At 66.0% G+C, this 26,686-nt stretch carries 27 protein-coding genes and 1 pseudogene; 15 read left to right on the forward strand and 13 right to left on the reverse strand.

What is annotated here, in order from left to right; translation table 11 throughout:
* Positions 1–129 precede the first annotated feature (129 nt).
* Positions 130–2,442, forward strand: a complete 2,313-nt coding sequence (locus CH291_RS13375) for a putative bifunctional diguanylate cyclase/phosphodiesterase (RefSeq protein WP_094687700.1) — start codon at positions 130–132, stop codon at positions 2,440–2,442.
* 6 nt (positions 2,443–2,448) lie between these two features.
* On the opposite strand, the gene CH291_RS13380 is transcribed toward CH291_RS13375, so the two are convergent.
* Complete coding sequence (locus tag CH291_RS13380) at positions 2,449–2,760, reverse strand: antibiotic biosynthesis monooxygenase family protein (RefSeq protein WP_068053714.1); 312 nt, start codon at positions 2,758–2,760, stop codon at positions 2,449–2,451.
* 36 nt (positions 2,761–2,796) lie between these two features.
* Here CH291_RS13380 and CH291_RS13385 point away from each other — a divergent pair, with 36 nt between their 5' ends.
* Complete coding sequence (locus CH291_RS13385) at positions 2,797–3,534, forward strand: alpha/beta fold hydrolase (protein ID WP_094687701.1); 738 nt, start codon at positions 2,797–2,799, stop codon at positions 3,532–3,534.
* Between the two features lie 5 nt (positions 3,535–3,539).
* Positions 3,540–4,349 carry an alpha/beta fold hydrolase gene (locus tag CH291_RS13390; RefSeq protein WP_094687761.1) on the forward strand — a complete coding sequence of 270 codons (810 nt, stop codon included), beginning with the start codon at positions 3,540–3,542 and terminating at the stop codon, positions 4,347–4,349.
* On the opposite strand, the gene CH291_RS13395 is transcribed toward CH291_RS13390, so the two are convergent.
* On the reverse strand, positions 4,343–5,707 hold the full coding sequence (locus CH291_RS13395; RefSeq protein ID WP_094687702.1) for an MFS transporter: 1,365 nt from the start codon (positions 5,705–5,707) through the stop codon (positions 4,343–4,345). The genes CH291_RS13390 and CH291_RS13395 overlap by 7 nt on opposite strands.
* Before the next feature lie 78 nt (positions 5,708–5,785).
* On the opposite strand from CH291_RS13395, the gene CH291_RS13400 reads away from it, so the two are divergent.
* On the forward strand, positions 5,786–6,484 hold the full coding sequence (locus tag CH291_RS13400; protein WP_094687703.1) for a TetR/AcrR family transcriptional regulator: 699 nt from the start codon (positions 5,786–5,788) through the stop codon (positions 6,482–6,484).
* Here CH291_RS13400 and CH291_RS13405 read toward each other — a convergent pair.
* Positions 6,385–7,269, reverse strand: coding sequence for an A/G-specific adenine glycosylase (locus tag CH291_RS13405; protein ID WP_094687762.1), 885 nt, complete (start codon positions 7,267–7,269; stop codon positions 6,385–6,387). The two genes, CH291_RS13400 and CH291_RS13405, sit on opposite strands and share 100 nt — an antisense overlap.
* A gap of 90 nt (positions 7,270–7,359) precedes the next feature.
* Here CH291_RS13405 and CH291_RS13410 point away from each other — a divergent pair, with 90 nt between their 5' ends.
* The 3 genes and pseudogenes from CH291_RS13410 to CH291_RS27415 form a co-directional block, all read left to right on the forward strand.
* On the forward strand, positions 7,360–7,986 hold the full coding sequence (locus CH291_RS13410) for a carbonic anhydrase (RefSeq protein ID WP_068053727.1): 627 nt from the start codon (positions 7,360–7,362) through the stop codon (positions 7,984–7,986).
* A gap of 92 nt (positions 7,987–8,078) precedes the next feature.
* Positions 8,079–8,825 (forward strand): hypothetical protein, encoded by a 747-nt coding sequence (locus CH291_RS13415; protein WP_094687704.1) that lies wholly within the window; start codon positions 8,079–8,081, stop codon positions 8,823–8,825.
* Between the two features lie 15 nt (positions 8,826–8,840).
* Positions 8,841–9,713 (forward strand): annotated as a pseudogene (locus CH291_RS27415) (SCO6745 family protein); the annotation flags it as partial.
* Here CH291_RS27415 and disA read toward each other — a convergent pair.
* The 3 genes from disA to CH291_RS13435 form a co-directional block, all read right to left on the reverse strand.
* On the reverse strand, positions 9,709–10,794 hold the full coding sequence (gene disA / locus CH291_RS13425; protein WP_068053740.1) for a DNA integrity scanning diadenylate cyclase DisA: 1,086 nt from the start codon (positions 10,792–10,794) through the stop codon (positions 9,709–9,711). The pseudogene CH291_RS27415 and the gene disA sit on opposite strands and share 5 nt — an antisense overlap.
* Positions 10,795–10,950: 156 nt before the next feature.
* Positions 10,951–12,348, reverse strand: a complete 1,398-nt coding sequence (gene radA, locus CH291_RS13430; protein WP_094687705.1) for a DNA repair protein RadA — start codon at positions 12,346–12,348, stop codon at positions 10,951–10,953.
* A 43-nt stretch (positions 12,349–12,391) separates the two neighbouring features.
* Positions 12,392–13,000: a hypothetical protein gene (locus CH291_RS13435; protein WP_068053749.1), complete on the reverse strand. Its 609-nt coding sequence runs from the start codon at positions 12,998–13,000 to the stop codon at positions 12,392–12,394.
* A gap of 288 nt (positions 13,001–13,288) precedes the next feature.
* Between CH291_RS13435 and CH291_RS13440 the strand changes: the two genes are divergently transcribed.
* Genes CH291_RS13440 through rlmB form a run of 5 tightly spaced genes read left to right on the forward strand, consistent with a single transcriptional unit; the run spans position 13,289 to position 17,339 of the window.
* Positions 13,289–13,777 carry a CarD family transcriptional regulator gene (locus CH291_RS13440; protein ID WP_027494344.1) on the forward strand — a complete coding sequence of 163 codons (489 nt, stop codon included), beginning with the start codon at positions 13,289–13,291 and terminating at the stop codon, positions 13,775–13,777.
* 1 nt (position 13,778) lies between these two features.
* Entirely contained in the window at positions 13,779–14,456 is a 678-nt protein-coding gene (ispD, locus tag CH291_RS13445) for a 2-C-methyl-D-erythritol 4-phosphate cytidylyltransferase (RefSeq protein WP_094687706.1), read from the forward strand.
* On the forward strand, positions 14,453–14,917 hold the full coding sequence (gene ispF / locus CH291_RS13450; protein ID WP_068053754.1) for a 2-C-methyl-D-erythritol 2,4-cyclodiphosphate synthase: 465 nt from the start codon (positions 14,453–14,455) through the stop codon (positions 14,915–14,917). The genes ispD and ispF overlap by 4 nt, the downstream gene beginning before the upstream one ends.
* Positions 14,918–14,940: 23 nt before the next feature.
* Complete coding sequence (gene cysS, locus CH291_RS13455) at positions 14,941–16,356, forward strand: cysteine--tRNA ligase (protein WP_094687763.1); 1,416 nt, start codon at positions 14,941–14,943, stop codon at positions 16,354–16,356.
* On the forward strand, positions 16,356–17,339 hold the full coding sequence (rlmB, locus tag CH291_RS13460) for a 23S rRNA (guanosine(2251)-2'-O)-methyltransferase RlmB (protein WP_068053760.1): 984 nt from the start codon (positions 16,356–16,358) through the stop codon (positions 17,337–17,339). Before cysS ends, rlmB begins: the two co-directional genes overlap by 1 nt.
* Positions 17,340–17,341: 2 nt before the next feature.
* Here rlmB and CH291_RS13465 read toward each other — a convergent pair whose 3' ends face one another.
* Positions 17,342–18,115 (reverse strand): IclR family transcriptional regulator domain-containing protein, encoded by a 774-nt coding sequence (locus tag CH291_RS13465; RefSeq protein ID WP_068053763.1) that lies wholly within the window; start codon positions 18,113–18,115, stop codon positions 17,342–17,344.
* Between the two features lie 144 nt (positions 18,116–18,259).
* Here CH291_RS13465 and shiA point away from each other — a divergent pair, with 144 nt between their 5' ends.
* Together shiA and CH291_RS13475 are read left to right on the forward strand one after the other, a co-directional pair.
* The gene (gene shiA, locus CH291_RS13470) at positions 18,260–19,627 is read left to right on the forward strand and encodes a shikimate transporter (protein WP_094687707.1); all 1,368 of its coding nucleotides are present in this window, start codon (positions 18,260–18,262) and stop codon (positions 19,625–19,627) included.
* Positions 19,624–20,460, forward strand: coding sequence for a shikimate dehydrogenase family protein (locus tag CH291_RS13475; protein WP_068053769.1), 837 nt, complete (start codon positions 19,624–19,626; stop codon positions 20,458–20,460). The genes shiA and CH291_RS13475 overlap by 4 nt, the downstream gene beginning before the upstream one ends.
* Here the strand turns inward: CH291_RS13475 and CH291_RS13480 are convergent.
* From CH291_RS13480 to CH291_RS13505, 6 genes are read right to left on the reverse strand one after another with little or no spacing between them, the layout of a single operon-like run.
* Positions 20,450–21,304 carry a biotin-dependent carboxyltransferase family protein gene (locus tag CH291_RS13480; RefSeq protein ID WP_094687708.1) on the reverse strand — a complete coding sequence of 285 codons (855 nt, stop codon included), beginning with the start codon at positions 21,302–21,304 and terminating at the stop codon, positions 20,450–20,452. The two genes, CH291_RS13475 and CH291_RS13480, sit on opposite strands and share 11 nt — an antisense overlap.
* Entirely contained in the window at positions 21,301–21,903 is a 603-nt protein-coding gene (gene pxpB, locus CH291_RS13485) for a 5-oxoprolinase subunit PxpB (protein WP_094687709.1), read from the reverse strand. The genes CH291_RS13480 and pxpB overlap by 4 nt, the downstream gene beginning before the upstream one ends.
* Positions 21,903–22,661: a LamB/YcsF family protein gene (locus CH291_RS13490; protein WP_094687764.1), complete on the reverse strand. Its 759-nt coding sequence runs from the start codon at positions 22,659–22,661 to the stop codon at positions 21,903–21,905. The genes pxpB and CH291_RS13490 overlap by 1 nt, the downstream gene beginning before the upstream one ends.
* A 10-nt stretch (positions 22,662–22,671) precedes the next feature.
* Positions 22,672–23,550, reverse strand: coding sequence for a metal ABC transporter permease (locus CH291_RS13495; RefSeq protein WP_068053774.1), 879 nt, complete (start codon positions 23,548–23,550; stop codon positions 22,672–22,674).
* A complete protein-coding gene (locus CH291_RS13500) occupies positions 23,547–24,380 on the reverse strand; it encodes a metal ABC transporter ATP-binding protein (RefSeq protein ID WP_094640928.1) in 834 nt (277 codons plus the stop codon). Before CH291_RS13500 ends, CH291_RS13495 begins: the two co-directional genes overlap by 4 nt.
* Before the next feature lie 31 nt (positions 24,381–24,411).
* The gene (locus CH291_RS13505) at positions 24,412–25,425 is read right to left on the reverse strand and encodes a metal ABC transporter solute-binding protein, Zn/Mn family (RefSeq protein WP_068053783.1); all 1,014 of its coding nucleotides are present in this window, start codon (positions 25,423–25,425) and stop codon (positions 24,412–24,414) included.
* Positions 25,426–25,566: 141 nt separating this feature from the next.
* On the opposite strand from CH291_RS13505, the gene CH291_RS13510 reads away from it, so the two are divergent.
* The gene (locus CH291_RS13510) at positions 25,567–26,673 is read left to right on the forward strand and encodes a LacI family DNA-binding transcriptional regulator (protein ID WP_068053785.1); all 1,107 of its coding nucleotides are present in this window, start codon (positions 25,567–25,569) and stop codon (positions 26,671–26,673) included.
* Positions 26,674–26,686 lie beyond the last annotated feature (13 nt).

Consider the following 26,686-nt stretch of genomic DNA (forward strand, 5'->3'; position numbering starts at 1 on the left):
GAAATAGTTCGTTTCTCGACCCATCTGCAGGGTGGATCAGCAACGAATCGTGATCAAACGTCGGGTTCGATCGGCTGATGCGTACGTTCGGGGTATGCACCGACCGGCCTAGGAAGGATCAGCCCCACCATGTTGTGGACGCGCTTCCTGGGCCTCGGTGTTCTCGCAGTCGCGGCGTACGCGATAGCCCCCGCGGGTTTACCCCAGAGTGCGTTGTACGCAATCGTGCTCCTGGCCACAGTCGCTGCGTTCGTGTACCGATACCGTCGGGAACCCGGTCCGGACAAGCGGACCTGGAAGTACATGGCCGTCGGTGTCGGCTCCTGGGGCATCGGCGACGCGTTGGTGTCGATGGCGCAGGTCGGCGGCGGGCGTGTACCGACGTTCTCCTCGTCCGACGTCTTCTACCTGATCGGCTATCTGGTGATCGCCATCGGTTTCGCCCGAGCCGCCGACGAGAACGGGCTCGTGTTCGGGGTCGAGGAGCTCCTCGAATGTCTGGTGGTTGCAGTCGGCTTCGGACTCGCCACCTGGGTCTTCGTCATCTCAGACGGTTCGTCGTGGTCGTTTTCGTCGGCGCTGGAACTGTGGCCGGCCACGGTCTACCTCACCGTCGACGCGTTTCTGCTGACGCTCGTCGGCAGTCTGTACCTGCTGACCCGGGCGACCACGGTGCCGTTCCTGGCAGCCGCGGCGGGAGTGGTGTTGCTCGTGGCTGCCGACTTCGCGTCCTATGCGGCGGTCGGCAGCCACGAGCTCTACCGTTCGACCCTCCTGAACACGCTGTGGCTGGCAGCCTACGTTTGTTTCGGGGTGATCGCCCTGCACATTCCGGAAAGAACGGTCTCGCGTGTGGACCGGTCCAGCCCGTTCAGATTCGGGCGCGTGAGATTTCTCGGACTCAGTGTCGCGGTCGCTGTGACGCCCTTCGTTATGGCTGTTCAGTTGGCCCGAGGGATACCCGTCGATCAGTGGGGTTGGGTGATCGTGGCCTCGTCGGCCTTGGTCATCGCCCTCGTCGGGTGCCGCATGGCGTGCTTCCTGACCACGCTGCGCCTGCAGGCCGCAGTGCTCGAGGACGTGGCTCGCACGGACGCGGTCACGGGACTGGCCAGTCGACGGCTGCTCCGAGAGCGGTTGGACACGATGCTCGCCACGCGTGGTGAGTCGGACGTCTTCACACTCGTGGTGGACATCGATCGCTTCGCCCAGATCAACGAGACCTTCGGGTACAGCGTGGGAGACAGTGTGCTGCGCGAGATCGGTCACCGTCTGGTCGCATCGGTGCGATCCGATGACCTGGTGGGTCGGCTCGGTGGGGATCAGTTCGTCGTCGCCATGCGTCGGCGTCCCGCCCAGATCGACGTGTCGGATACCGCTGAGCGGCTCCAATTCGCAGTCAGCAGAACGATGTTCGTGCACGATATCAACGTTGCGCTCGACGCGGTCGTCGGAATCGCGTCGACCGAGGAGCCGGACGTCAGTCGAAGCGGCATCGAGAATCCGGAGGCCGGTCCGATCGACGGTGAGGCGATGCTTCAGCGCGCCCACGTGGCGTTGACGGCCGCGAAGGCCGGCCACACTCGAGTCGGCCGCTACGAACCCGACATGGATCGCGACCGCCACGATCAGATGCGGTTGCTGGGTGAACTCGACACAGCCATTCGTGACCACCAGCTTCGAGTGTTCTTTCAGCCGTGCCTGGATCTGGAATCCGGCAGCGTGGACCGCGTCGAGGCGTTGCTGCGGTGGCAGCACCCGCGTGAGGGCCTGATCGGACCCTCGATGTTTCTGCCCGACGCCGAGCGCACCGGCATGTTGCCCGCCATCACCGCGCTCGTGCTGGACGAGGCGTTGGCGCAGTGCAGCGAATTGCGTCGACGCGGTGTCTATCTGTCTGTGTCGGTGAATCTTTCGGTGAGAAACCTACTCGACGAGACACTCACCGAGCAGGTCGCAGCAGCGCTGGCGAAATACGCGGTTCCCGCTCATGCCTTGGAATTCGAGGTCACCGAGACGACTGCGATGACCGATCCGGTGCGTTCGGTGAATGCGCTGACGTCTCTGCGTGGCCTCGGCGTCACCATCGCGATCGACGACTACGGCACCGGCTACAGCTCGCTGGCCTATCTGCAGAGTCTGCCGGTGCAGACTCTCAAGATCGACCGCTCGTTCGTGTCGAAGATGAACACCGACGACACCGACGCGTCGATCGTGCGCTCGACCATCGACCTGGCTCGAAGCCTCGGGGTGCGGGTCATGGCAGAGGGGGTCGAGGACGCGGGCACACTGGATGCGCTTCGCGAACTCGGCTGCGACGGTGCCCAGGGCTACTTCCTGGGAAGACCGATGCCCGCTGAGTTCCTGGCCGATGCCGTGGCAAAACTGGATTCGGAGATGCCGACGAAACTCGAGTGGAAGCTCGCGCGCCAACACATCTGAGCGGCTTCACGAAGAAGCAGGCACGTCCAATACGACCTCGAACTCGAGCAGCGACGCTCCGGACGACACCGGCTTCGGGGAACGGGCACCGGCATGAGCCTCCCGCGACGGTCCTGCCGACCACGCCTGGAACGACTCCTCGTTCTCCCACTGGGTGACGACGAAGTAGCGCGATTCGCCCTTGACCGGCCGCAGCAGTTGGAACCCGAGGAAGCCGGGGGAGCCGTCGACCGACCCGGCGCGCGCGGCGAATCGCTTCTCGAGTTCGGGGCCCGCGCCCTCGGGTACGTCGATCGCGTTGATCTTCACAATGGCCATGCTCGCGAGATTACTCCGCCGTTATGCTCGGCGGTGATGCTCTACGACGAGGGTGGATCCGGCCGTTCGATTCTGCTGCTGCACGGGCTGATGGGCAGTGCTGCCACCTGGCGTAGGCAGGTTCCGTGGCTTCGAGAATTCGGGCACGTGCACACCTACGACGCACCGGGGCATCGTCGCCCTCCGCCGCCGGAGCCCACCACCGAGTACTTCGTGGCCGACCTGCTCGAGCATCTCGACCGGCTGGGTCCCAGCGTGCTGATCGGTCATTCGATGGGCGCACTGCACGGGTGGTGTGCAGCCGCGCAGCGACCCGACCTGGTGACTGCGCTCGTGATCGAAGACATCGCCCCGGACTTTCGGGGCCGCACCGCAGACGACTGGGCCGCCATGATGCGGGCCTGGCCCCAGCCCTTTCCCGACGCCGACGCAGTACTCGCATTCTTCGGAGATGTTGCGGGACAATATTTTCTGGACTCTTTCGTTCGCAGCGAAGACGGCTGGCGATTGCACGGCGAGGTGGACTTCTTCGAGTCGATCTCGCAGGAATGGGGGACGCGGCATTTCTGGGACGAGTGGGAGGCCGTCACCGCTCCGGTGTTGCTGATCGAAGGTGAGCACACCATCACCCCGGTCGGTCAGATGCGGCAGATGCACTCGGACAAGCCCGGATCGACTCACGTTCGGATCGAGAAGGCGGCCCACCTGATTCACGACGAGGCTCCCCAGCGGTATCGCACGGCGGTCGAGGTGTTCCTGCGCGCACTAAGATGATCCGAATGCCGCTCGCGAAGCTCAACGGAATCGACCTCAACTACGACGTCACCGGCGACGGCCCGCTCGTGGTGTTGGTGATGGGCACCGGAAGCCCGGGACGAGTCTGGCGAACCCATCAGGTCCCGGTCCTGGTGAAGCAGGGGTACCGGGTCGTCACGTTCGACAATCGCGGAATCGCACCGTCTTCCGAGTGTGCGAGCGGGATGACACTCGACGACCTGGTCGCCGACACCGCTGCCCTCGTCGAGCACCTCGGTGGCGGCGCAGCACGCGTCGTCGGCACCTCCATGGGTGCCCGCGTTACCCAGGAATTGGCCTTGGCCAGGCCGGATCTGGTGTCGCATGCAGTGATGATGGCCACGTTCGGCAAGACCACCACCTTTCGTGCGCAGATGTCGAAGGGCGAGAAGGACCTTCACGACGCCGGGGTCGAACTACCCGCGTCGTACCGGGCTGCGATGACTGCAATGCAGAACTTCTCGCCCAAGACGCTGGCCGACGACAGTGCGATCGGTGATTGGCTGGCGATCCTCGAATACTCGGGCGGTAAGAAGACGGCGGGCATGCGAGCGCAGATCGGACTCGAAATGCGAGCGGGGACAGATCGATTGGCCGCATACCGGGCAATCAGGGCGAAATCTCTGGTGATCGGATTCGCCGACGACCGCATGATCCCCGTGCAGCAGTGCCGCGACGTCGCCGACGCGATACCTGGTGCTCGATACGTCGAAATCGCCGATACCGGTCATTTCGGCTACCTCGAACGCCCCGACGCAGTCAACGCGACTCTCGTCGAATTTCTCGCTCAGTAGCGAACTTTCGATGACGGTGTGCGGAGGAAGACCACAGAGCACGCCGCAGTCAGCGCCATCGCCGCTGCCATCGCCGAGTAGGCGAATCGAAAGTCCGTGAGCCCGGCGACGATGGTGAGCAGTGCCAACCCCATCGCGCCACCGAACTGCTTGGACGTGTTCATCAATCCCGACGCGGCCCCGGCGTCGGAGTTCGTCACCCCGCTGGTCACCGCCGTGGCCAGCGGTGTGTTGAGCAGACCGCCGCCGAGTCCGATCAGAATCGCAGGTAGCCCTACTGCCGCGAAGTAGTCCTGCGAGTTCGAGGCCGCAGCGAGGCCGAGCAGGCCGGCGGCGGCCAGGGTCGCGCCGGTAGCGGCAACCAGGTGCGAGGGGCATCTGCGCATCAGACGCGGAGTGACGCCGATGCCGACCACCACGAGAGCGGTGGTCAGCGGCAAGAACCCCACCGCCGCCTGCAATGGGGAGAGCTGCAGGCGTTGTTGCATTTGATAGGTCAGGTACAACCAGATCGGTATCTGGAACACCGCACCGGTGAGCAGTGTCAGCAGATTTCCCGCGACCACGGTGCGATCGGCGAACAGCCGCAACGGGATCAGTGGTGCTGCCGATCGACGCAGTCGGAGTACGAATCCGATCGATCCGGCCACGGCGAGAACGGCCGTCGACAGGGACAACGCTTGCGAGTCGCCGGCTCCGAGTCGGGTGACCGCCACGGTGGACGCGCCGAGGGCCGATGCTCCGAAGGCCGCACCGATGATGTCGAGCCCGGGCCGATGCGCCTCGGTGCCCACTCGCCGAACGTCGAGGTATCGACGAGCCGATATCAGCAGGACGATGCCGATGGGCAGGTTGATCAGCAGCACCGATCGCCACGAAACGTATTCGGTCAGCGCACCGCCCACGATGTTGCCGATTCCGCCGCCGGCAACGCTCACTGCCGTCCACACCGCGACTGCACGTGTGCGCAAGGGTCCCTCGGCGTAGGTGACGGTCAGCAGAGTGAACGTCGCGGGTGAGACGACCGCTGCCGCCAGGCCTTGGACGACACGTGCGGCCATCAGCACCCATCCGGTCGGGGCCAGTCCGCCGACCACGCTGGCGGCGACGAACAGGGAAACGCCGAAGAGGAAAACCCCGCGGATACCCCGGGTGTCGGCTGCGCGGGCTCCGGCGAGCAGGGCCGCAGCGAACGCGACGGTGTAGCCGCTGGCGACCCACTGCACGTCTCGATCGTCGATGCTCAGTGCTCGGGCGATCTGGGGCAGAGCGATGTTGACGACCGAGGAGTCGAGCACCACCAGCAACTGGGCCAGGCACGCAACGGCCAGGACGCTCCACGAACGCTCCCGTGTCATGCTCGACTCCCTCGGTTGGTACAGGTGTATAACAATCGCTTGATACAGTTGTATCAAACAGCGGAAGGTGGGCGGAAGATGGCCGGCGGAGATCGACGAGAGCAGATTCTGGCGGCCGCAGAGCGGGTCGCGACCGTCGATGGGCTGGAGGCGCTGACGATGCGGAGCGCCGCCGCGGCAGCCGGGGTGTCGCTGCGTCTGGTTCAGTACTACTTCCACTCCAAGGCAGGGCTGCTCGACGCCGTTCTGACGCGCTTCTCCGAGCGCGGCTACGCGGACTCTCGATCCCGGATCGATGCGATCGCCGACACGTCGGCAGCTCGACGCCTGCAGATGTTCGCCCGTTCGGTGTTGCCGACAGACGACGAGGGCCGGCGCTTCCATCGGCTGGGAGTGTCGTTCGCATCCCTGGCGATACGGGAACCTGACCTGGCTCAGACCGCGTATCGCGCCAATCTTGCTGTGTTGGAATCGGTTCTGGCCGGCATGATCGGCGACGCCGCAGCGGAGAGCGGCTCGGATCGGATCGACGCCGTCGCGGAAGCTCGACTACTCATGTCCGCGTTGCACGGTTTGGCAACGATGACGATGGTCGGGCAGATCGACGAGATCGAGGCGGCCGATCTGGTGGACCGATTGCTGCTCGGCAGAACGTGGTTCGACGCAACAGTCGGAAGTCAGCCGTCCGAACCCTCACCTGCGAGGGCGAACAATCCCGACTCCGTCTGTTCGATCAAGCCGTCGGTCAGCAGTGAATCGAGAGCTCGGTCGCGTTGAGTCGGGTCGGTGGGCCAGACGATGTCGAGTTGTGCCCGCTCGACGGGGCCGGTGCTCTCGCGCAGTACCGACATGAGTTTGCCTCGAACCTGACGATCCGTGCCTGCGAACTTCTGGACCTTCTTGGCCGGCCCGGTGTGCGCGGGCCTGCCGGCCTCGATCCAGGCGCACTCCGGGAGTGGGCACAGCAGGCAAGCCGGATTCTTGGCCGTGCAGATCAGTGCCCCCAGTTCCATCAACGCCGCCGAGTAGCGGGCGGCCCGCGGGACGCTCTCCGGGAGCAGCTGCTCGACGTCGGCGAGATCCCTTGTCGTGGATGGATTTCCAGGCTCGGCGTTGCCGTGCAACGCACGCGCGACGACGCGTCGAACATTGGTGTCGACCACCGGAACTCGCTGGCCGTAGGCGAAACACGCCACTGCGCGTGCGGTGTAGGCCCCGATGCCCGGCAGGCCCAACAGTGTTTCGACGTCTCCGGGCACCTCGTCGCCGTACTCCTCGGCGAGCATGCGGGAGCACTCGTGCAACCGCAATGCTCGACGCGGATAGCCCAACTTGCCCCACGCACGGAGCACCTCGGCCTGAGAGGACGCGGCCATCGCAGACGGCACCGGCCAACGCTGCACCCACTGCTCCCAGATGGGCGCGACCCGCACCACCGGCGTCTGCTGCAGCATGATCTCGCTTATCAGGATCTGCCATGCGCTGACGCCGGGTCGTCGCCACGGCAGATCGCGTCCGTCGGTGTCGAACCACCCGAGCAGAGCGTCGGCATCGATCGGCAACTGGTCGCCCTTCTCGTCGTGTCTGTGATCGGTCCCAACAGTAGTCAACCCGACTCGCCGGTAACTCGATCCACGTGCACAATGAGACTCATGCCTGCTTCGAATCCGATCGCTGCCTGGAAGTCCCTCAAGGAAGGCAACCAACGGTTTGTCTCCGGAGAGGTCCTGCACCCGTCGCAGGGCATCGAGGATCGTGCCCGCCTCGAGAGTGCTCAGCACCCCAGTGCCATCCTCTTCGGCTGCGCCGACTCGCGTGTTGCTGCCGAGATCATCTTCGACCAGGGCCTCGGCGACATGTTCGTCGTGCGTACCGCCGGTCACGTGGTGGACTCCGCGGTGCTCGGCTCCATCGAGTACGGCGTCGCTGTGCTGAACGCGCCGCTGATCGTGGTGCTCGGCCACGATCACTGCGGTGCAGTCAAGGCGACCGTCGACGCCCTCGAGAGTGGTGACGTGCCCGGTGGCTACATCCGCGACGTCGTCGAACGCGTCACCCCGTCGGTGCTCTCGGCCCGCCGCGACGGCTACCAGGCTGTCGACGAGTTCGAGGCACGCCACGTCGAGGAGACCGGCAATCTGCTGATGCAGCGGTCGCGGATCGTCGCCGAGAAGGTCGAAGCCGGGGAACTCGCGATCGTCGGCCTCACCTACCAGCTGTCGAAGGGTCATGCGCAGTTGCGTGAGGTCATCGGCGACATCGGCGAAATGCCCGCCTGAACCGACTCGAACCCCAACCTCGGTGAGGTCGCCGACGCGACACGCCGCGTGGGCTCAGGGATAGCGTGGCTCCGGCCGCATACGGTTGATTCGTGTTGGAACCGACCGGGCCTTTGCCTCCCGAAATCTACTGGCGACGCCGCGCTCTCGCCATCGGTGCGGCCGTTGTCGTCCTCGGACTGATCGTGTGGTTCATCGCCTCGCTCAGTGGCGGTTCCGACGACACCGAGGCTGCTCCCGCGGGCGTCGTTGCGGCTCCGGCAACGACTTCGGCCCTGCCGTCACCCAGCTCGTCTGCCACCGACGCCGATTCCGGCGGTTCGGGCGGCTCCGGCGACGGTGCGGGCGGATCCGGTGGCTCCGGTGGCTCCGGTGGAGCGACCGACTCCGCTGCCGGTGGCGGAGCGGCGGCAACCACCAGCGGCGCTCCGGCCCCGGTGATCTCCAACCAGTGCCCGGATCAATCGCTCGCAATCAAGGTGACGCCGGAGAAGGCCACGTACCGTCTGGGTGAAGAGCCCGTGTTCACCGTGGTCATCACCAACATCGGCTCCACCGAATGCCAGCGTGACGTCGGTGCCGGGTTGCAGCAGGCGCTCGTCTACACCCTCGACAACCAGCGCATCTGGTCCAACGTCGATTGCTTCCCCAATGCCGCGTCGGATCTGCGTACCTTCAAGCCCGGCGAGCAGGCCGGCTTCACCGTCAAGTGGTCCGGCACCAACTCGGTACCCGGCTGCGGCGAAGAGCGCATTCCCGTCGGCGTCGGTGCTTACCAGGCGATCGCCCAGCTCGGCGAGCTCAAGAGCGTGCCGGAGCCCTTCAACATCACCGGCTGAGTACGGTCGGATCTCATGACCACCTCGCCCGCACTCGCCCGCTCCGCCTACAAGACATTCGAGCCCTTCCACGTCACCGCGTACTTCAACCCTGAACTGGGTGCGGCATACGAGGACACCGGTCTCGACGGTCATGCCTGGTACGTCGGGGCTCGAGCTGCCCCGATGGGTCCGTGCGCGCCGAGTGTCGTCGCAGCGGCGTTCTACAACTTCAACCCGGTGCTCATCGAACGCGCCTGGCCTGCCGCTGTTGCCGTCGGTTTGGACTCGGTGTCGAATCGCCGGTGGACACTGCTCGATTCCGTCCTCGGCACCGCGCTGGGTTCGCTTGCCGCCGACCCCGGCCTGGCCACGCTCGCAGATCGTCTCCGCGTCATCGGCGACGCAGCCTCGTTCGCCGGTCGGCCACTCGCCGCAGCGTGGCATTCGGCCGAGCACCCCGACGTGCCGCATCTCGCGCTCTGGCACTCGATCACCGTCCTACGCGAGTGGCGCGGCGACGGTCACCTCGCCGCCTTGATCGACGCAGAACTCGACCCGACGGAAGCCGCCGTCTTCCACGAGGCCGACCGCACGACCCCGCAGCCCGGCCGTCGAGCACTCGGCAAGCGCATCACGCAGCTGACCAGGCAGTGGTCCGAGAGCGAATGGGGCTCTGCTGCAGAACGACTCGCCACTCGCGGATTGCTCACCACTTCGGCGGACGGCGAGACGTTGACCGAGGACGGACTCGCTCTCGATCGGCACATCGAGGATAGGACCGACGTGATGGCGTCGGCCGTATGGCGAGACGTCGAGGACGCCGATCAGTTGATCACCAGCGCACGACCGTACGTGAAGGCCGTGATCGACGCAGGCTTCCTCCCGGAACGAAGAAGGCGTCCTAGTCGTAGGGTCCCGAGATCGAGGCCTCGGCCAGTCTGGACAGGCCTTCGCGGATGTGGCGAGCCCAGAGTCCACCGATACCGTCGACGGACTGCAGGTCGGCTGCGGTGGCCGCGAGCAACCCCTGCAGAGTGCCGAACGCGCCGACCAGTCGGTGAATCTGGCTGAACTGCAACCGCGGAACTCGGGTGAGTACCCGGTACCCACGGGGACTCATCGGGGTGTCGAGGGCCTCTATGGTCGCGGGATATCCGAAAGCGCGGGCCAGCGTCGTCAGATCCAGCAGATCGACGTCGGTCAACTTGTCCAGTGCGGCGAGCGCCTTCTCCACTCCGGTGGTGCTCGACGGTTCGTTGCCGGCCAGGTAATCACGCACGATCAGTTGGCGATCGACGTCGTTGTCGCCCAACAACTCTTCGAGCTGAAGAGCGAGCTGGCGGCCGTCGGTGCCGAGTTCGAGGACGTTCTGCTCGATCTCCACCGACACTCGCCGCACCATCTCGAGGCGCTGCGCGACGGTGAGGGCGTCGCGCAGTGTCACGAAGTCCTCGATCTCCACCACCGAGAGTTGACGGGTGTTGTCGTCGAGCCGGGCCTTGTAGCGTTCGAGAGTCGCGACGGCCTGATTGGCGCGCGAGAGAATGGTGGCCGAGCCTTCCACGACGTGCCTGATGCCACCGATGTAGACGCTGACGATGCTCATCGACTGGCTCACCGAGACGACGGGATAGCCGGTCTGCATGGCGGTTCGCTCGGCGGCGCGGTGCCGGGTACCGGATTCGACGGTGGGAATCTTGTGGTCGGGGACCAGCTGGACGTTGGATCGGACGATGCGCTTGCCGTCGGTCGAAAGCACCACTGCGCCATCCATTTTCGACAGTTCGCGAAGCCGGGTGGGTGCGAACTCGACATCGAGCTCGAAACCGCCGTCGCAGATCGCCTCGACCTCGTCGTCGTAGCCGAGGACGATCAACCCGCCGGTACGGCCGCGCAGAATTCGCTCGAGACCGTCGCGCAGTGCGGTTCCCGGTGCGAGCCGGGCGATCGTCTCGCGCAACGCTGGGGACGGCGTGGTGCCCTCCATCGGCCAACCCCCTCGTGTCTTGGCAGCGGCTACGGCGCGGGCTGCGGATTTCTGTGCGTGCGAACAAAGAGTACTGCGCTGCCACGTGCAGGCAGCCAGGCAAAGGATACTGCGCTGCTACATGCCGGGCGGTCGGACAAAGAATACCGCCCGGTGTCATACGGGCCGCATACGCGTGTAGGTCAACGCCTCGCCGACGTTGGTGACGGTCTTGACCTTGATGCCGTCGGGTATGGGACCTGCGTCCTCGGGGACGATGGCGAAGTTGAACCCCAATCGGGCGGCCTCGGCGAGACGGCGACCCAGCCCGGCGACGCGGCGCACCTCTCCGGCCAGGCCGACTTCGCCCAGAATCACCATGCCCGCGGGAAGTGGTTGATCGCGGACCGCCGAGGCCACCGCCGCGGCGAGCGCGAGATCGGCGGACGGTTCGCTGGTGCGCATCCCGCCGACCGTCGCCGCGTAGACCTCCGCCTTGGACACCTTGACGCCGCAGCGACGTTCCAGTACGGCCAGGATCATCGCCACGCGGGCGTGATCGAGCCCGCTGACCGCGCGCCGGGGCGACGGCATCGTGGTGTCGACGATCAGCGCTTGCAGCTCGGCCAACAGCGGCCGTTTGCCGTCCATCGTGACGGTGACGGCGGTGCCGGGCACGGCGTCGTTCCGATGATGCAGGAACAACCCGGACGGATCACTGATGCCGACGATGCCGGTCTCGCGGAGCTCGAAGCAACCCACCTCGTCGGAGGCCCCGAACCGGTTCTTGACGCCCCGAATCATCCGCAGGGTGGAGTGCTTGTCGCCCTCGAAGTTGAGCACCACGTCGACGAGATGCTCGAGAGACCGCGGACCGGCCACCGCGCCTTCCTTGGTGACGTGCCCGACGAGCAGTACCGCGACGCCGGTGGTCTTGGCCAGCGTGGTCAAGGCGCTGGTGATGGCGCGAACCTGGGTGACGCCGCCGATGACGCCGTCGACGTCCGCGGCGAGCATCGTCTGGACCGAATCGACGATCAGCAGGCTGGGCTTGACCTGCTCCACGTGGCCGAAGACGGTGGCGAGGTCGGACTCGGCGGCGAGGAAGACGCGTTCGTGTACCGCGCCGGTGCGATCGGCACGCAACCGCACCTGCCCCGCCGACTCCTCGCCCGTGACGTAGAGCGCGCGTCGATCCGGTGCCGAGCGGGCCCATCGGTGCACCACCTCGAGCAGCAGCGTCGATTTGCCGACTCCGGGTTCGCCGGCAAGGAGGACGACCGAACCGGGAACGAGGCCGCCACCGAGCACGCGATCGAACTCGTCGATCCCGGTGGTGTTGGCCTGCGAGGTGGCACTGCTGATGGTCGTCAGAGCCGCAGCGGGCGTGCTGGGAATCATGGCTCCGCCGCCCGAGCGAAGGGACGATGCGCCTGCCCGCGTCGCGAGCGGAGCCGCAGTGGCCTGGACCTCTTCCATCGAGCCCCAGTCACCGCATTCGGGACAGCGACCGACCCACTTCGAGACCGAATGACGGCACGCAGAGCAGCGGTAGCTCGACTTCAGTTTGACCACGCCGGCAGCCTAACGATCGGCACCGACAGGATCGGGGCGGCGGCTATTCGCCTTCGCTGTGCTCGGTGACCGCGGACGGGTCGCGCTCGAGCTCGATACCGGCGTCGACGGGAACGTTGACGACGACCTCGCCCGCGTTCGCGAACTCGAACGTGACCGGCAGCGTCAGGCCCGGTCGAACGTTCTCGGAGATGTCGGCCATCTCGACCTTGATCAGCTGGATCGGCAGCAGCGGATCGTCGAGCTGAACGTCTGCGGGCGAACCTGCGCCGAGCGCGGTCTGCGGAGCGATCTCGTTGCTGCCCGCTTCCGCCTCGTCGACGATGGTGACCTGTGCCTCGGGGGAGGAGATGCCGGTCAGCTCGTCGGCCACACTCGTGTTGGCGTTGATGGCCGTGAAGCCGAGCTCGACGGTGCCGCCGGGCTCGATGCTGTATTCCTCGGAGGTGGGGTACACCACGTGCACGTTGCGGAGCTGAATGTCTCCGACGTCGGCGGAGTTACCGTTGACCGCGGCGACCTGAGTGGCCGTCTGGGAGATCTGACCTGCGCCGCACGCGGTGAGGGCGAGCGCGCCACCGGCGAGAAGAGCGAGGGCGGCGGCCGTCCTGCGATGGCGGCCAAGCGGTGTCGCAGCGTCGATTGCAGTCACTTCGGTCGTCCTCCATGTGGTGCCGGGCCGGCTCGGTCCTTCTCGTCCACTAGGCAGAGTAGTAGTTCTGGTCCACCGGCCGCTCGTGGGGTCTGCCGACGGCCCGATGACGCCAGGTGAGGGTGCCTGTCGGGAGTGGAGACAGTGGAACGAACCGACCGAAAATGTGGCGTCGGATACACGTCGAATCCTCTGTGTCAACCCCTGATTCGGCACCGCTATGCCCCTGACCTGCACCGTTGATATGGGCCGTGGTATTCTGGATAAATCGAAAGGGGCACTTGTCACATGATTTTCAAGGTCGGAGACACCGTCGTTTACCCCCATCACGGAGCGGCGCTGATCGAAGCGATAGAGACACGCACCATCAAGGGTGAACCGAGAGAGTATCTGGTTCTCAAGGTCGCGCAAGGCGACCTCACCGTTCGAGTTCCCGCGGACAACGCAGAGTACGTAGGCGTTCGCGACGTCGTCGGGCAAGAAGGTCTCGACAAAGTCTTTCAGGTGCTCCGCGCGCCGCACACCGAAGAGCCCACCAACTGGTCGCGTCGGTACAAGGCCAACCTGGAGAAGCTCGCTTCCGGTGATGTGAACAAGGTTGCCGAGGTCGTCCGTGATCTCTGGCGACGCGAGCAGGACCGCGGACTGTCGGCAGGCGAGAAGCGCATGCTCGCCAAGGCACGGCAGATTCTGGTCGGCGAGTTGGCACTGGCCGAAGGAACCGACCAGGCCAAGGCCGACACCATGCTCGACGAAGTTCTCGCTACAGCTTCTTAGAGTGAACGGTACTTCCGGCGACGTGGTCGCCCTGGTACCCGCTGCAGGCAAAGGCCTTCGGCTCGGACACGACGAGCCGAAGGCATTCGTCTGTCTGGGTACGGACTCTCTCCTGACGCGGTCCGTCGACGGCCTCCGGGCCTCGGGTGCCGTCGACCGCATCGTCGTCATCGTGCCGACCGAGCTGCTCGACGCGGCCCGCCGTCATGTCGGCGACGACGTCACCGTTGTTGCCGGAGGCCTCGAACGCACCGATTCGGTGCGCGCCGGTCTCGCCGCCGTCGGCGACGCAGCCGTCGTGCTCGTCCACGATGCCGCCCGCGCCCTCACCCCACCGACGCTGATCGCCCGTGTCGTGGCCGAGGTGCGCGCCGGCCGCCCCGCCGTCATCCCGGTTCTCCCGGTCGTCGACACCGTCAAGGAAGTCGACATCATGGGCGCAGTGGTGGGTACCCCGGACCGCGCGAGCCTGCGCTCGGTACAGACCCCGCAGGGGTTCGACGCCGACGTCCTGCGCCGCGCGTACGACGCGACCACCGACATCTCCACCGACGACGCGGGCCTGGTCGAGCGCATCGGCGAGACCGTGCACACCATCGTCGGTGACGCCCTCGCGTTCAAGATCACCACCCCCCTCGACCTGCTGCTGGCCGAGGCCCTGACGAGAGGCGATTCATGAGAGTCGGCATCGGTACCGATGTGCACCCCATCGCCCCCGGCCGGCCCTGCTGGCTGGCCGGATTGCTGTTCGACGACGCGGACGGACTCGACGGGCATTCCGACGGCGATGTCGCCTCCCACGCCCTGTGCGACGCGTTGCTGTCCGCGGCCGGACTGGGCGATCTCGGATCGGTGTTCGGGACGGGGCGTCCGGAATGGGACGGGGTCAGCGGAGCTGCCATGTTGACCGAGGTCAAACGCCTGCTCGACGCCGATGGATTCGCGATCGGCAACGCTGCGGTGCAGATCATCGGCAACAGGCCCAAGATCGGACCGCGCCGCGCCGAGGCCCAGGAAGTCCTCTCGCGGGTACTCGGAGCGCCGATATCGGTGTCTGCGACCACCACCGACGGGCTCGGGCTGACCGGTCGGGGCGAAGGAATCGCGGCCATCGCGACCGCACTTGTCATGACGAGGTAAAACCACCGGTAGCATTGCTGGTCGTGACCCTTCACCTACACGACACCGAGACGAGGGCCCTGCGGGAATTCACCCCCTTGGTCCCTGGCCATGCATCGGTGTACCTGTGTGGAGCGACGGTGCAGGGTGAACCTCATATCGGCCACGTGCGCAGTGGCGTCGCGTTCGACGTACTGCGCCGCTGGCTGTTGGCGCACGACTACGACGTCGCCTTCGTTCGCAACGTCACCGACATCGACGACAAGATCCTCAACAAGGCGCGCGACGCCGGCCGGCCGTGGTGGGAATGGGCTGCGACGTACGAGAGGTCCTTCACCTGGGCGTACGACCGACTCGGCGTACTTCCGCCGTCGGCCGAGCCACGCGCCACCGGGCACATCACCCAGATGGTCCAGATGATCGAGCGACTGATCGAACGCGGCCATGCCTACGCCGACGAGTGCGGTGACGTCTACTTCGACGTGCAGAGCTTCCCGAGCTACGGCGCGCTGTCCGGTCACAAGCTCGACGACGTGCACCAGGGCGAGAGCGTCGCCGCGGGCAAACGCGACCCTCGCGATTTCACGCTGTGGAAGGGCGCGAAACCGGGTGAGCCGTCGTGGCCGACGCCGTGGGGCCCCGGACGGCCCGGCTGGCACCTCGAATGCTCCGCGATGGCGGAGAACTACCTCGGGCCGGATTTCGACATCCACTGCGGCGGAATGGATCTGGTGTTCCCGCACCACGAGAACGAGCGGGCCCAGTCCATGGCGGCCGGTGACGGCTTCTCGCGGTACTGGCTGCACAACGGCTGGGTGACGATGGGCGGCGAGAAGATGTCGAAGTCTCTCGGCAACGTGCTCTCGGTACCCAATGTGTTGAAAAAGGTTCGGCCGCAAGAACTTCGGTTCTATCTCGGTGGCGCGCACTATCGTTCGATGCTGGAGTACTCCGACACTGCGCTCGACACCGCGGCCGTGACCTACCGGGGTATCGAAGGGTTCGTTCGACGAGCCGTCGAACGTGCAGGCGAAGTGCCGCTGGGTAAGTGGACCGCCGGATTTGCCGAAGCCCTCGACGACGACCTCTCGGTTCCCAAGGCGTTGGCCGAGATTCACGCGACCGTCACTCTCGGCAACACTGCACTCGAATCCGGTGACCTACCGGCAGCGGTGGAGTACGCAGGCAGTGTCCGGGCGATGCTCGACATCCTCGGTGTCGACCCACTCGATCCGCACTGGGCCAGCGACAGCGATTCCGACGCAGCAGCTCTCGGTGCCCTCGGCGTCCTCGTCGAGGCCGAGCTGGAGCGTCGAGCAACGGCGAAGGCGACCAAGGACTGGGCCGCCGCAGACGAGATACGGACGAGACTGGCCGAGGCCGGAGTAGACGTGACAGATACACCCAACGGGCCCGAATGGTCGCTGGGTACGAGCAAGACCGACGAAGCAGGTTTGTGATGGCAGGCAATTCGAGTAGGCGCGGCGCGATCCGCAAGGACGGCACCAAGAAGGGGCAGGTCGCCGGATCGGGCGGCAAGCGTCGGAAGGGTCTCGAAGGCCGCGGCGCGACGCCTCCCGCCTCCGAGCGCACCAAGCATCCCGCCGCGCGTCGGGCCAAGCTCGCCGAGAAGTCTGCCCAGAACCGTGGCGGTAACACCGGTGGCCGCGCGGGTGGACGACCGGCCGGACGCAAGGCCGAGGACGGTCCCGAGGTGGTGCTCGGTCGCAACCCGGTCGTCGAGTGCCTGCGTGCAGGCGTGCCCGCCACTGCACTGTGGGTTGCCGTCGGAACCGACAGCGACGATCGGCTCAAGGAAGCCGTGCAGCGTGCAGGCGATGCGCGGATCTCCATCCTCGAAGTTCCCCGCTCCGATCTGGACAAGCTCAGCGCCAACGGATTGCACCAGGGTCTGGCCCTGCAGGTGCCGCCGTACCGCTACGCGCACCCCGACGATCTGATCTCGAACGCGCGCACGCACCAGGAACCCGCACTGCTCGTCGCGCTCGACAACATCACCGACCCGCGCAACCTCGGTGCCGTCGTGCGATCGGTGGCGGCGTTCGGCGGCCACGGCGTCGTGATCCCGCAGCGACGCAGCGCGAGCGTGTCCGCAGTGGCATGGCGAACCAGTGCCGGCGCGGCAGCTCGCCTGCCGATTGCACGAGCAGTCAATCTGACTCGCACACTGAAGGATTGGCAGTCCAAGGGCGTCACCGTCGTCGGCCTCGACGCAGGCGGCGACACCGAACTCGACACCTTCGACGGCAAGGGCCCGGTGGTCATCGTCGTCGGGTCCGAGGGCAAGGGCCTCTCGCGTCTGGTCAGCGAGACCTGCGACCACATCCTGTCGATCCCGATGGCCGGCCCGGTGGAATCGCTCAACGCATCCGTCGCGGCGGGCGTCGTATTGGCCGACATCGCGCGGCAGCGTCGCGGGTAGTTCTACGTTCTGATGCGGCCTGCGGTCTCGTGCATCGCGGGAACGACGATATCGACCATGTCCGTGGCGCTGTAGTTCTTCGCGTGCAGTGACGTGTTCAGTGCTGCCACGACGGTGCCGTTGCTGTTACGCAACGGCACTGCGGCAGCACGCATTCCGACGTCCAGTTCGTCGACCACCTCGGACCAGCCGGCGTTGCGCACCCGAGTGATCTCGGCGCGCAGTGCATCTCGATCCACGAGCGTGCGCGGGGTCAGAGCTTCGATGGGGGCGTCGGTGAAATAGCGTTCGAGGTCGCTCTCGGGGAGGGCCGCGAGCAGCACTCGACCCGATGACGTCGCGTGCGCGGGGAATCGAGTGCCCAGCGTGATGACGACCCGCAACATGCGCGAGGACGGAACGCGCGCGACATAGACGATGTCGAATCCGTCGAGAATGGCCACCGAGGTCGTTTCGCCCAATTGCCGTGCGAGCGCCTCGATGTGGGGTTCCGCCAGACGGGGTAGGTCCATGCCGGACAGGAACGAGAAACCCAGATTCATCACCCGCGGGGTGAGGGTGAACTGACGGCCGTCCTGGCGGACGAATCCCAGTTCTGCCAGCGTCAGCAACAGTCGACGGGCGGTTGCTCGGGTGACTCCGACGGCCTCGGCGACCTCGGTGAGGGTGCGGGCCGGGTGCGCGTCGTCGAAGCACTGCAGCACGCTCAGGCCGCGTTCGAGTGACTGCACGAACCAGGCGGGGCGTTGGTCGTCGGGAGCGATCTCGGCCGTCATGGTTCGAGTCTGCCTCATTGCTCTGTTCGCGCCGCATCACATCGCTCGGTGCTTGTGGTCTTGACCACAGATGGCGCATCTGGTTACAGTTGTGCGAATAACAAACAACTGTGCGCTATACGCACAAGATCGAAGGGCCGACAAGTGAACGTTGACGTCGCAGTCGCGGACGGATCCAGAGCACGGAAGGCTGCCATCGGCAGCTTCGTCGGTGCCGTGGTCGAGTGGTACGACTTCCTGCTGTACGGCATCATCGCCGCGCTGGTGTTCAACTCCCAGTTCTTTCCGAGCGTCTCGCCCGCGGTCGGCGTGATGGCCGCGTTCGCCACCTTCGGCGTCGGCTTCCTCTTCCGTCCTCTCGGCGGGATCTTCTTCGGCCACTTCGGTGACCGCCTCGGGCGCAAGCGCATGCTGATCTGGACGATGCTGCTGATGGGCGTCGCAACCGCGTTGATCGGCCTGGTTCCCAACTTCGAGTCGATCGGTTGGTTCGCGCCGCTACTGCTCGTGCTGCTGCGTGCGATCCAGGGCTTCGCGGTCGGTGGCGAATGGGGTGGCGCATCGCTGATGGCCGTCGAAAGTGCGCCGGCGAAGAAGAAGGCGTTCTACAGCAGCGGCGTGCAGGTCGGCTACTCCGTCGGTCTCATCCTCGCGACCGGCGCGGTCACCATCATGAGCAACCTGCTCAGCGACGACGCATTCACCAGCTGGGGCTGGCGCGTACCGTTCCTGGCCAGCGCCGTGCTCGTACTGTTCGGCCTGTGGATCCGATCCGGTGTCGAAGAATCGCCCGTGTTCGAGCAGGCAGTCGAGGAGAGCGGCGAGAAGAAGAAGCTGCCGGTCATCCAGGCGATCACCGAGCACCCCGGTTCCTTCCTCAAGATCATCGCGCTGCGTATGGCCGAGCTGTTCACCATGTACATCGTCACCACGTTCGCCCTGAGCTACACCGTCAACGAACTCGGCTACGAGCGTCAGTTCATGCTCAACGTCGCGCTGCTGGTCGGTGCCATCGGCATCCTGAGCATCCCGGCCTACGCGGCCATTGCCGACCGCTTCGGCCGCAAGCCGATCTTCGTCACCGGTGCAGTCGTCGGCGCACTGGCGGCCGTGCCGTTCTTCCTGTCCCTGCAGGCAGCCTCGGTCGTCGCCATCGTGATCCTCGCCGTCATCCTGGTCAACGTCTCGCACGACATGGTGGTCTCGGTGCAGCAGCCGCTGTTCACCGAAATGTTCGGCCCCGAACTGCGCTACAGCGGAGCAGGTGTGGGCTATCAGGTCGCCAGCGCGATCGCCGGTGGCTTCACCCCCTTCATCGCAGCCGCTCTGGTCAGCTGGAACGACGGCTCCTGGCACTACGTCGCGGCGTACCTGGCCCTGGGCTGCATAATCTCGGCCGTGGTCGCAGCACTGATGAAGAACATGGGCTCCTCGGATGTCACCTCCATCTCCGATCAGGCCGCCCCTGCAGCAGAAGCCGTTGTTGCAGAGCGCGTCTCGAAGTCGGTATGAGCTCACTGACCCTGGTCGGCTCGCACGCGTCCACCGCGATGTCACCCGCGCTGTGGACGCGTGCGTTCGAGATCGCCGACGTGCCCTCCCGCTACGACGCCTGGGAGGTCGCCGACGTTGCCGACCTACCCGATGTCGAGGATGCCCTGCGGGGCGGCCGTACCGATGCTGCGAACGTGACCATGCCCTGGAAGCATTGGGCTGCAACGGTTGCCGACGAGGCGGATCCCGATGTGGTGGTGTCGGGGGTGGCGAATCTGTTGTTCCTGCGATCGGGTGCGCTGTTCGCCATGAACACCGATATCGCGGCGGTGCGAGCGGCGACCTCGGGACGTACCTTCGGCTCGGCGCTCCTGCTCGGAGCAGGTGGCGCCGCGCATGCGGCCGCGTTCGCGCTACAGGGCCACATCGAGAGGCTGGTGGTCTCGGATGTCGACAGTCGTGCGGCGGAAGGTCTCGTGGGCGAACTCGACGGGTACGACGGTTCCGCATCGGTCGTCGACTGGTCGGATCGAGCAGTGGATCTGGAGTGCTACGACCTGGTGATCAACGCGACGCCGATCGGCCGCGACGGCTCGGAGGATCAACTCGCCTGGGGTGCAGGTGAACTCGGGCCAACGGCGACGGTGTACGACTTCGTCTATGCCGACACGCGCAATGCCGTCGAGTCCTATGCGGCGGACCGAGGAATCGAACTGATCGACGGATGGACTCACCTGTTCCACCAGGCCGACGCCATGGTTCGCCCGCTCGGCCTGCCCGCTCGGATGTCGGATGCACTGCGTCGCAGCATTCGTGAGATCTGCCCCGCTGCAGCCGGGATCAACCGATAGCGCGGAAGTGTATCTGTGTTCCCGGCGTCAGCTGCGCGGCTGCGGAGACGTCTGCCGCAGTGACAACCGCGATCACCGGATAACCGCCCGTGACGGGGTGGTCGGCGAGAAACAGCACCGGCTGCCCGGACGGCGGAACCTGAAGCGCACCCAGAACCATTCCCTCACTGGCCAATTCGTCGTCTCTCGTGCGGCGCAAGGGTTCGGCACCGTCCAGCCTGATTCCGACGCGATCGGAATCCTGCGTGACGGTCCACGACTGCTCGAGCAGAATCGATCGGGCGCGCGCGGTGAACCAGTCTGCACGTGGACCGAAGGTGATGCGCAGTGTGTCGGACCACGCGGGCGGTGGAACGAACTCTGCTGCAGGCCACTCGGCTTTGTCGTTCCCGACGGGCAGGGCGGTACCGGGGGAGACCACAGCCGGGCCGAGACCGGACATCGTGTCCGTCGACCGACTGCCGAGGACGGTGGGGACGGCGATCCCGCCCCGCACGGCCAGGTAGCTGCGCAGACCGCTTGTGGGCGTGGACACTTCGAGTGTCTGTCCGGTACGGAGCGTGATGGTCGAGAACAGTCCCTGTTCTGTGCCGTCCACGCGGCAGGTCACCTGCGCCCCGGTGACGGCCACGACGGCGTCGAACTCGGCCCGGACCTTCAGTCCACCGAACGTGACTTCCAGTGTTGCGGCCTCGGAAGTGTTGCCCACCAGCCTGTTCGCTGCATCGTGCGAGAGCAGGTCTGCCGCCCCCGAGCGACCGACCCCGATCGACGCATGCCCCGGGCGACCGCGATCCTGCACGGTGCACAGCGGTCCCGTCTGCAGAACGGTGAGGGCTCTCATGCCTGCTCGAATCGGACGGTGGTGCCGGGCCGGAGCAGCGCCGGTGGGTCGCGGTCGAGGTTCCAGAGTGGTGTGTCGGTGCGGCCGATCAGCTGCCAACCGCCCGGCGAGGACCGCGGGTAGATGCCCGAGAATTCGCCTGCCAGGCCCACCGAACCGGCAGGGACGCTGGTGCGCGGCGACGATCGCCGCGGAACGTGTAGCCGCGCGTCGGTGCCGACGAGGTAGCCGAAGCCGGGCGCGAAACCGCCGAACGCAACGGTCCACGTCTGATCGACATGTGCCGCAACGACCTCCGTGGTGGACATGTCGGTCAGACGGGCCACCTCGTCGAGATCCTCGCCGTCGTAGACAACCGGGATCGTGACGGTCTCCGAGTGATCTCCATCGGTCGTCACGGCGGGTGACACTGCCGCGATCCAGTCCAGTATCGGCTGCTTCGACCCGTCGAACATCACCAGCACGGTCCGAGCAGCGGGAACCAGATCGACGACGCCGGCCGGTGGGTCCAGCGTGAGTGCACGGTAATACGCCATCGCCTCGTTCAGGCCGTCGAATTCGACGAGTGCTGCACCCTCGCCGGCAGAGAGAATGCGCATCAGACGAAAGCGGTGATGTCGATGTCGTTGGCGCGGAGCAACTCCGAGACGGCAGTGGCCATCGCGACCGCGTCAGGGGAGTCGCCGTGCAGGCAGATCGATTCGGCCCGAACGTCGATTCTCGAGCCGTCCACCGCCTGCACGGTGCCGTCGGTGATCATGGTCAACACACGCTGGGCAACGGCGTCGGGATCGGACAGTACTGCGCCGAGTTCCGAGCGCGAGACCAACGTTCCCTGTGGGGTGTAGGCGCGATCTGCAAAAGCCTCTGCGACGGTGCGCAATCCGGCTCGCTCGGCTTCTTCGAGGAAGATCGAATCGGGGAGCCCCAGTACCGGCAGCGTGGGGTCGTAGGCGAGGACTGCGTCGACCACGGCCTTGGCCTGGCCGTGATGGTGCACGATCGCGTTGTACAGCGCCCCATGTGGTTTGACGTAGGCGATGGCCGATCCGGCGACCTGGGCGAGGCCGTCGAGTGCGCCCATCTGAAAGATCACGTCCGCGGTGAGGTCGGCGGGGGAGACGTCGAGAAAGCGTCGGCCGAACCCGGCGAGGTCGTGGTAGCCCACCTGCGCTCCGATGCGTACGTCCGCTGCCGCGGCCGAGCGGCACGTACGCAGCAGAGTGGTCGGATCACCGGCATGGAAGCCGCACGCGACGTTGGCGCTCGACACCAGGGCGAGCATCGCGTCGTCGTCGCCGAGAGTCCATGCACCGTAGCTTTCGCCGAGATCGGCGTTGAGATCGATGGACGTCACCCTCGACATCCTAGGCGGCGACGAGCCGTCCGGAATTGGCCTTGCGGGTTCCGCCGATGGCGCGGCAGACGAGGTAGATGACGAAGGAGATGGTGGTGACGAACGTCGACACCGGCAGGCCCGGGGCGAGGGAGAGCAGGATGCCGCCGACGGCGGCGACCTCGGCGAACAGAATGGACAGCAGCGTCGCCTTGAGTGGGCTGGCCGTCACTCGCGCGGCAGCGGCAGCCGGGGTGATGAGCAGCGAGAGCACCAGCAGTGCGCCGACGATCTGGACGCCCAGTGCACATGCGACGCCGACGAGTACGGCGAACACCACCGAGAGGGCGCGGACGGGAACGCCGCGGGCCAGCGCCACCTCGGGGTCGGTGCTGGCGAACAGCAGCGGCCGGTAGACGACGGTCAGCACGATCAGTACCAACACCGCGCAGACCAGCAGCAGCTGGATACCGCTCTGTCCGACGCCGACGATCTGGCCGATGAGCAGCGAGAAGCTGGTTCCGGTTCGGCCGGGGTAGAGCCAGATGAACAGCACCGACAGGCCGAGGCCGAAGGACATGATGACGCCGATGACCGAGTCGCGGTCGCGGGCCTTGCTACCGAGCAGCGCGAACATCACCGCTGCGACAACGGATCCGACGATGGCCCCGAGGCCCACGGTGATTCCGACGAGCAGGGCTGCGGACGCACCGGTGAGCGAGAGTTCGCTGGATCCGTGCACGGCGAACGCCCACTGACGGCTGACGATCAACGGTCCGAGGGCACCGGCGAGCAGCCCGAGAATGGCGGCCGCGATGAGTGCCTGCTGGACGAAGTCGTATGTCAGCAGGTTGGCGGTGGTGTCGAAGTCGAGCATCTTCGAGAATGCGTCGAGAACCTTCTCGTTCATGCCTTGTCTTCTCTGTCGTGCGGCACGGGTGGGTGGTGTGCGCCGGCCGAGCCGAGCGCATCGATGGAATCGCCGGTTCCGACGACGATGAGCCGGCCGCGGACCTTCAGGACCTCGACCTCGGTGCCGTAGAGCTCCGAGAGGACCTCGGTGGTCATGACGTCCTCGGGAGTTCCGATGCGGAACCGGCCGTCGACGATGTAGACGATGCGGTCGACGAGGGGGAGGATCGGGTTGATCTCGTGCGTCACGAACAACACAGCGGTCTCGTGCTCCCGCCGTCGGCGATCGATGAGGCTCGAGACGAGAGATTGGTTGGCGAGGTCGAGGCTGAGCAGGGGCTCGTCGCACAGCAGTACCGACGGATCGCCGACGAGTGCCTGGGCGATGCGCAGTCGCTGCTGCTCACCGCCGGACATCGAGCCGACCGGCGCACCCGCGAACGAGTTGGCGTCGACCTGATCGATCGCTCGCTGCACCGTCTCCTTGCGCCTTCGTATGCCGCGCAGGCCCATGCCCCACCGATGGCCGTCCCAGCCGAGGCCCACGAGGTCGCGTCCGCGCAGCGGCAGATCGTCGTCGATGTTGCGCTGCTGGGGGATGTAACCGACGCCCGACTGGCCGCGACGGACGGGATTGCCGTCGATCGCGGCCGTGCCGGACGTGAGGTGATTCTGGCCGAGCAACACTTTGAGCAAGGAGGTCTTACCCGAGCCATTGGGGCCGAGAACGGCGACGAACTCACCCTTCTCGACCGTCAGGTCCAGGTTCTGCCACAGCGTGCGCTCGCCGAACGCCAGTCCGGCATCGCGCAGTTCTACAGCAGGCATGTACTACAGCTTTCCATCACGCCGGTTCGGGTCAGGAGGCGGTGGTGAGCGCGGCCTGCAGATCCGTTGCAGCCTTGGTCTGCCATTCGAGATACGTCATGCCGGCAGGCAGCGTTTCGGTGACCTCGACGACGGGGATGCCGGCCGCCTCGCTGGTGGAACGGATGTCCTGGGTGACCGCATCCTCGGTCTGGATGTTGTAGATCAACGCGCGAACCGAGTTCGACGTGAACAGATCTCGCGTCGCAGCGATGGAAGCGGGCGAAGGATCGTTGCCTTCCTCGATGGAGTCCTTGAAGTCCTCGGGAGTGCGATCGTCGAGATCGGATTCCTCGATGAGGTAGTGCGCGATCGGTTCGGTCTGTGCCACCGGTGCATTCGGGAAATCAGCGGCGATCTGTGCGGTCACGTCGGTGATGGCGTGCACCTGCTCGTGGAAGGTCTCGGCGTTGGCGGTGTACTGCGCGGCGTTGTCGGGGTCGAGCTGACCGAGCTTCTCGGCGATCTCCTCGGCGGTGTGCGCGGCGACCTCGGCGTTGTACCAGACGTGCTCGTTGACCTCACCGTGTGAATGGCCGTCCTCGCTCGCCGGTTCGGCTGCTGCTTCCGAGGTGGGCTCGTCGGAGGAGTGATCGTGGCTGTCGTCGAGCAGCGTGAAAGCGTCGACGGACGGTACGTTCTGGCCCTCGGAGGCGAGGATGTCCTCGATGAACTCGTCGTAGCCGCCACCGTTGTAGACCACCAGCGAAGCCTCGGCGACGGCGGCAGCATCGGCCGGGCTGGCCTCGTAGGAGTGCGGGTCGGCAGAGGGATCGGAGATGATCGACGTCACTGTCGCCAAGTCGCCTGCGACTGCCTCGGCGACGCTTCCCCACACGTTCGTGGATGCAACGATCGTGATCGGTCCGTCGACGGCGGTGGCCGGTGCGGACTCGGTGCTCGCGGATTCGGTGGAGCTGCACGCGCTGAGCGTGAGCGCTGCGGCGCAGGTCAGGCCCAGTACGGCCGTGAGCTTGGTCCGGGACGCGCGATGGTTGGACGACATCGATGTACTCCTGATGAGCGGAACTTGACGCTAATGGAAACCGTTACCGTTGTACTCTAGCGCGCGGTGGGGTGCGGATCGAATCGGATGAACGCGACCTCGGGTTTCTCTGCGCCGCGTTGTGGGACTAACGTCCCGGTTATGGCCAGGTCAAGCGAACCGCGACGTCAGGCGACGTTGGCGTCGATTGCTGCCGAGCTCAAGGTTTCTCGCACCACTGTCTCGAACGCCTACAACCGACCCGATCAGCTCTCCCCGGAGCTTCGCGAACGTGTGCTCCAAGCCGCGAAACGCCGCGGGTACGCCGGTCCCGACCCGGTCGCCCGATCGTTGCGCACCCGTAAAGCAGGTGCCATCGGGCTGCTCCTCACCGAAGCGCTCAGTTACTCCTTCCGCGACCCAGCCGCGATGAGCTTCCTCGCCGGACTCGCCGAATCCTGCGAAGCCGCCGGACAGGGCCTGCTGCTGATCCCCGCCGGAGCCGAACGCGACGACGTGCAAGCCGCCGCTGTCGTCCAACAAGCCGGAGTCGACGGATTCGTCGTCTACTCCGTCGCCGACGACGACCCCTACCTCGCTGCCGTGCGCGAACGCCACCTACCGATCGTCGTGTGCGACCAGCCCCGCAACATCCCCGAAGCCGCCCTCGTCGCCATCGACGACCGCGGCGCGATGAAAATGCTTGCCGCACATCTGATCGCGCTCGGCCACGAACACCTCGCGGTACTGTGCATGCGTCTCGGACGCGACCGCCGCGATGGCGTCGTACCCCCGGGGCGGTTGGCGGACAGTCACTTCCACGTCCAACGCGAACGCATCGCCGGAGTTCAGGCCGCCATGATCGACGCCGGACTCGACCCCGACACCCTCACCGTCGTCGAACGCTTCGACCACACCGTTCGCTCCGGCCACTCCGCCGCCGCCCAAGCATTGCAGGCCAACCGCGAAACCACCGCACTGCTGTGCACCACCGACGTCATTGCCCTCGGTGCACTCAACTTCGCCCGGGTCTCCGGAATCGATGTGCCGAGCCAACTCTCGGTCACCGGATTCGACGGCATCTCCGACGCCATCCGCGAAAACCTCACCACTGTGCGCCAGGACGCCGAGGAAAAAGGCCGTCGAGCAGGCAAACTGGTTCTCTCGTCCTCGCACTCGGGCATCGTCGCCGCCGAAACTCTGCCGACCGAACTCTTCCGCGGCCGAACTGCCGGACCGCCGCCGAAACAACCGCCCGCTATCGCCTGAGCTGTCCCGTTCG

The sequence above is a fragment of the Rhodococcus sp. 14-1411-2a genome (assembly GCF_002259485.1).
Lineage (GTDB): Bacteria > Actinomycetota > Actinomycetes > Mycobacteriales > Mycobacteriaceae > Rhodococcoides.

Bases quoted from the DNA above. Each gene is read 5' to 3' on its own strand.
- CH291_RS13375 (WP_094687700.1), top strand. From the start codon at position 130: ATGTTGTGGACGCGCTTCCTGGGCCTCGGTGTTCTCGCAGTCGCGGCG.
- CH291_RS13380 (WP_068053714.1), bottom strand. From the start codon at position 2,760: ATGGCCATTGTGAAGATCAACGCGATCGACGTACCCGAGGGCGCGGGC.
- CH291_RS13385 (WP_094687701.1), top strand. From the start codon at position 2,797: ATGCTCTACGACGAGGGTGGATCCGGCCGTTCGATTCTGCTGCTGCAC.
- CH291_RS13390 (WP_094687761.1), top strand. From the start codon at position 3,540: ATGCCGCTCGCGAAGCTCAACGGAATCGACCTCAACTACGACGTCACC.
- CH291_RS13395 (WP_094687702.1), bottom strand. From the start codon at position 5,707: ATGACACGGGAGCGTTCGTGGAGCGTCCTGGCCGTTGCGTGCCTGGCC.
- CH291_RS13400 (WP_094687703.1), top strand. From the start codon at position 5,786: ATGGCCGGCGGAGATCGACGAGAGCAGATTCTGGCGGCCGCAGAGCGG.
- CH291_RS13410 (WP_068053727.1), top strand. From the start codon at position 7,360: ATGCCTGCTTCGAATCCGATCGCTGCCTGGAAGTCCCTCAAGGAAGGC.
- disA (WP_068053740.1), bottom strand. From the start codon at position 10,794: ATGGAGGGCACCACGCCGTCCCCAGCGTTGCGCGAGACGATCGCCCGG.
- CH291_RS13440 (WP_027494344.1), top strand. From the start codon at position 13,289: ATGATTTTCAAGGTCGGAGACACCGTCGTTTACCCCCATCACGGAGCG.
- ispF (WP_068053754.1), top strand. From the start codon at position 14,453: ATGAGAGTCGGCATCGGTACCGATGTGCACCCCATCGCCCCCGGCCGG.
- rlmB (WP_068053760.1), top strand. From the start codon at position 16,356: ATGGCAGGCAATTCGAGTAGGCGCGGCGCGATCCGCAAGGACGGCACC.
- CH291_RS13465 (WP_068053763.1), bottom strand. From the start codon at position 18,115: ATGACGGCCGAGATCGCTCCCGACGACCAACGCCCCGCCTGGTTCGTG.
- CH291_RS13475 (WP_068053769.1), top strand. From the start codon at position 19,624: ATGAGCTCACTGACCCTGGTCGGCTCGCACGCGTCCACCGCGATGTCA.
- CH291_RS13480 (WP_094687708.1), bottom strand. From the start codon at position 21,304: ATGAGAGCCCTCACCGTTCTGCAGACGGGACCGCTGTGCACCGTGCAG.
- pxpB (WP_094687709.1), bottom strand. From the start codon at position 21,903: ATGCGCATTCTCTCTGCCGGCGAGGGTGCAGCACTCGTCGAATTCGAC.
- CH291_RS13495 (WP_068053774.1), bottom strand. From the start codon at position 23,550: ATGAACGAGAAGGTTCTCGACGCATTCTCGAAGATGCTCGACTTCGAC.
- CH291_RS13500 (WP_094640928.1), bottom strand. From the start codon at position 24,380: ATGCCTGCTGTAGAACTGCGCGATGCCGGACTGGCGTTCGGCGAGCGC.
- CH291_RS13505 (WP_068053783.1), bottom strand. From the start codon at position 25,425: ATGTCGTCCAACCATCGCGCGTCCCGGACCAAGCTCACGGCCGTACTG.
- CH291_RS13510 (WP_068053785.1), top strand. From the start codon at position 25,567: ATGGCCAGGTCAAGCGAACCGCGACGTCAGGCGACGTTGGCGTCGATT.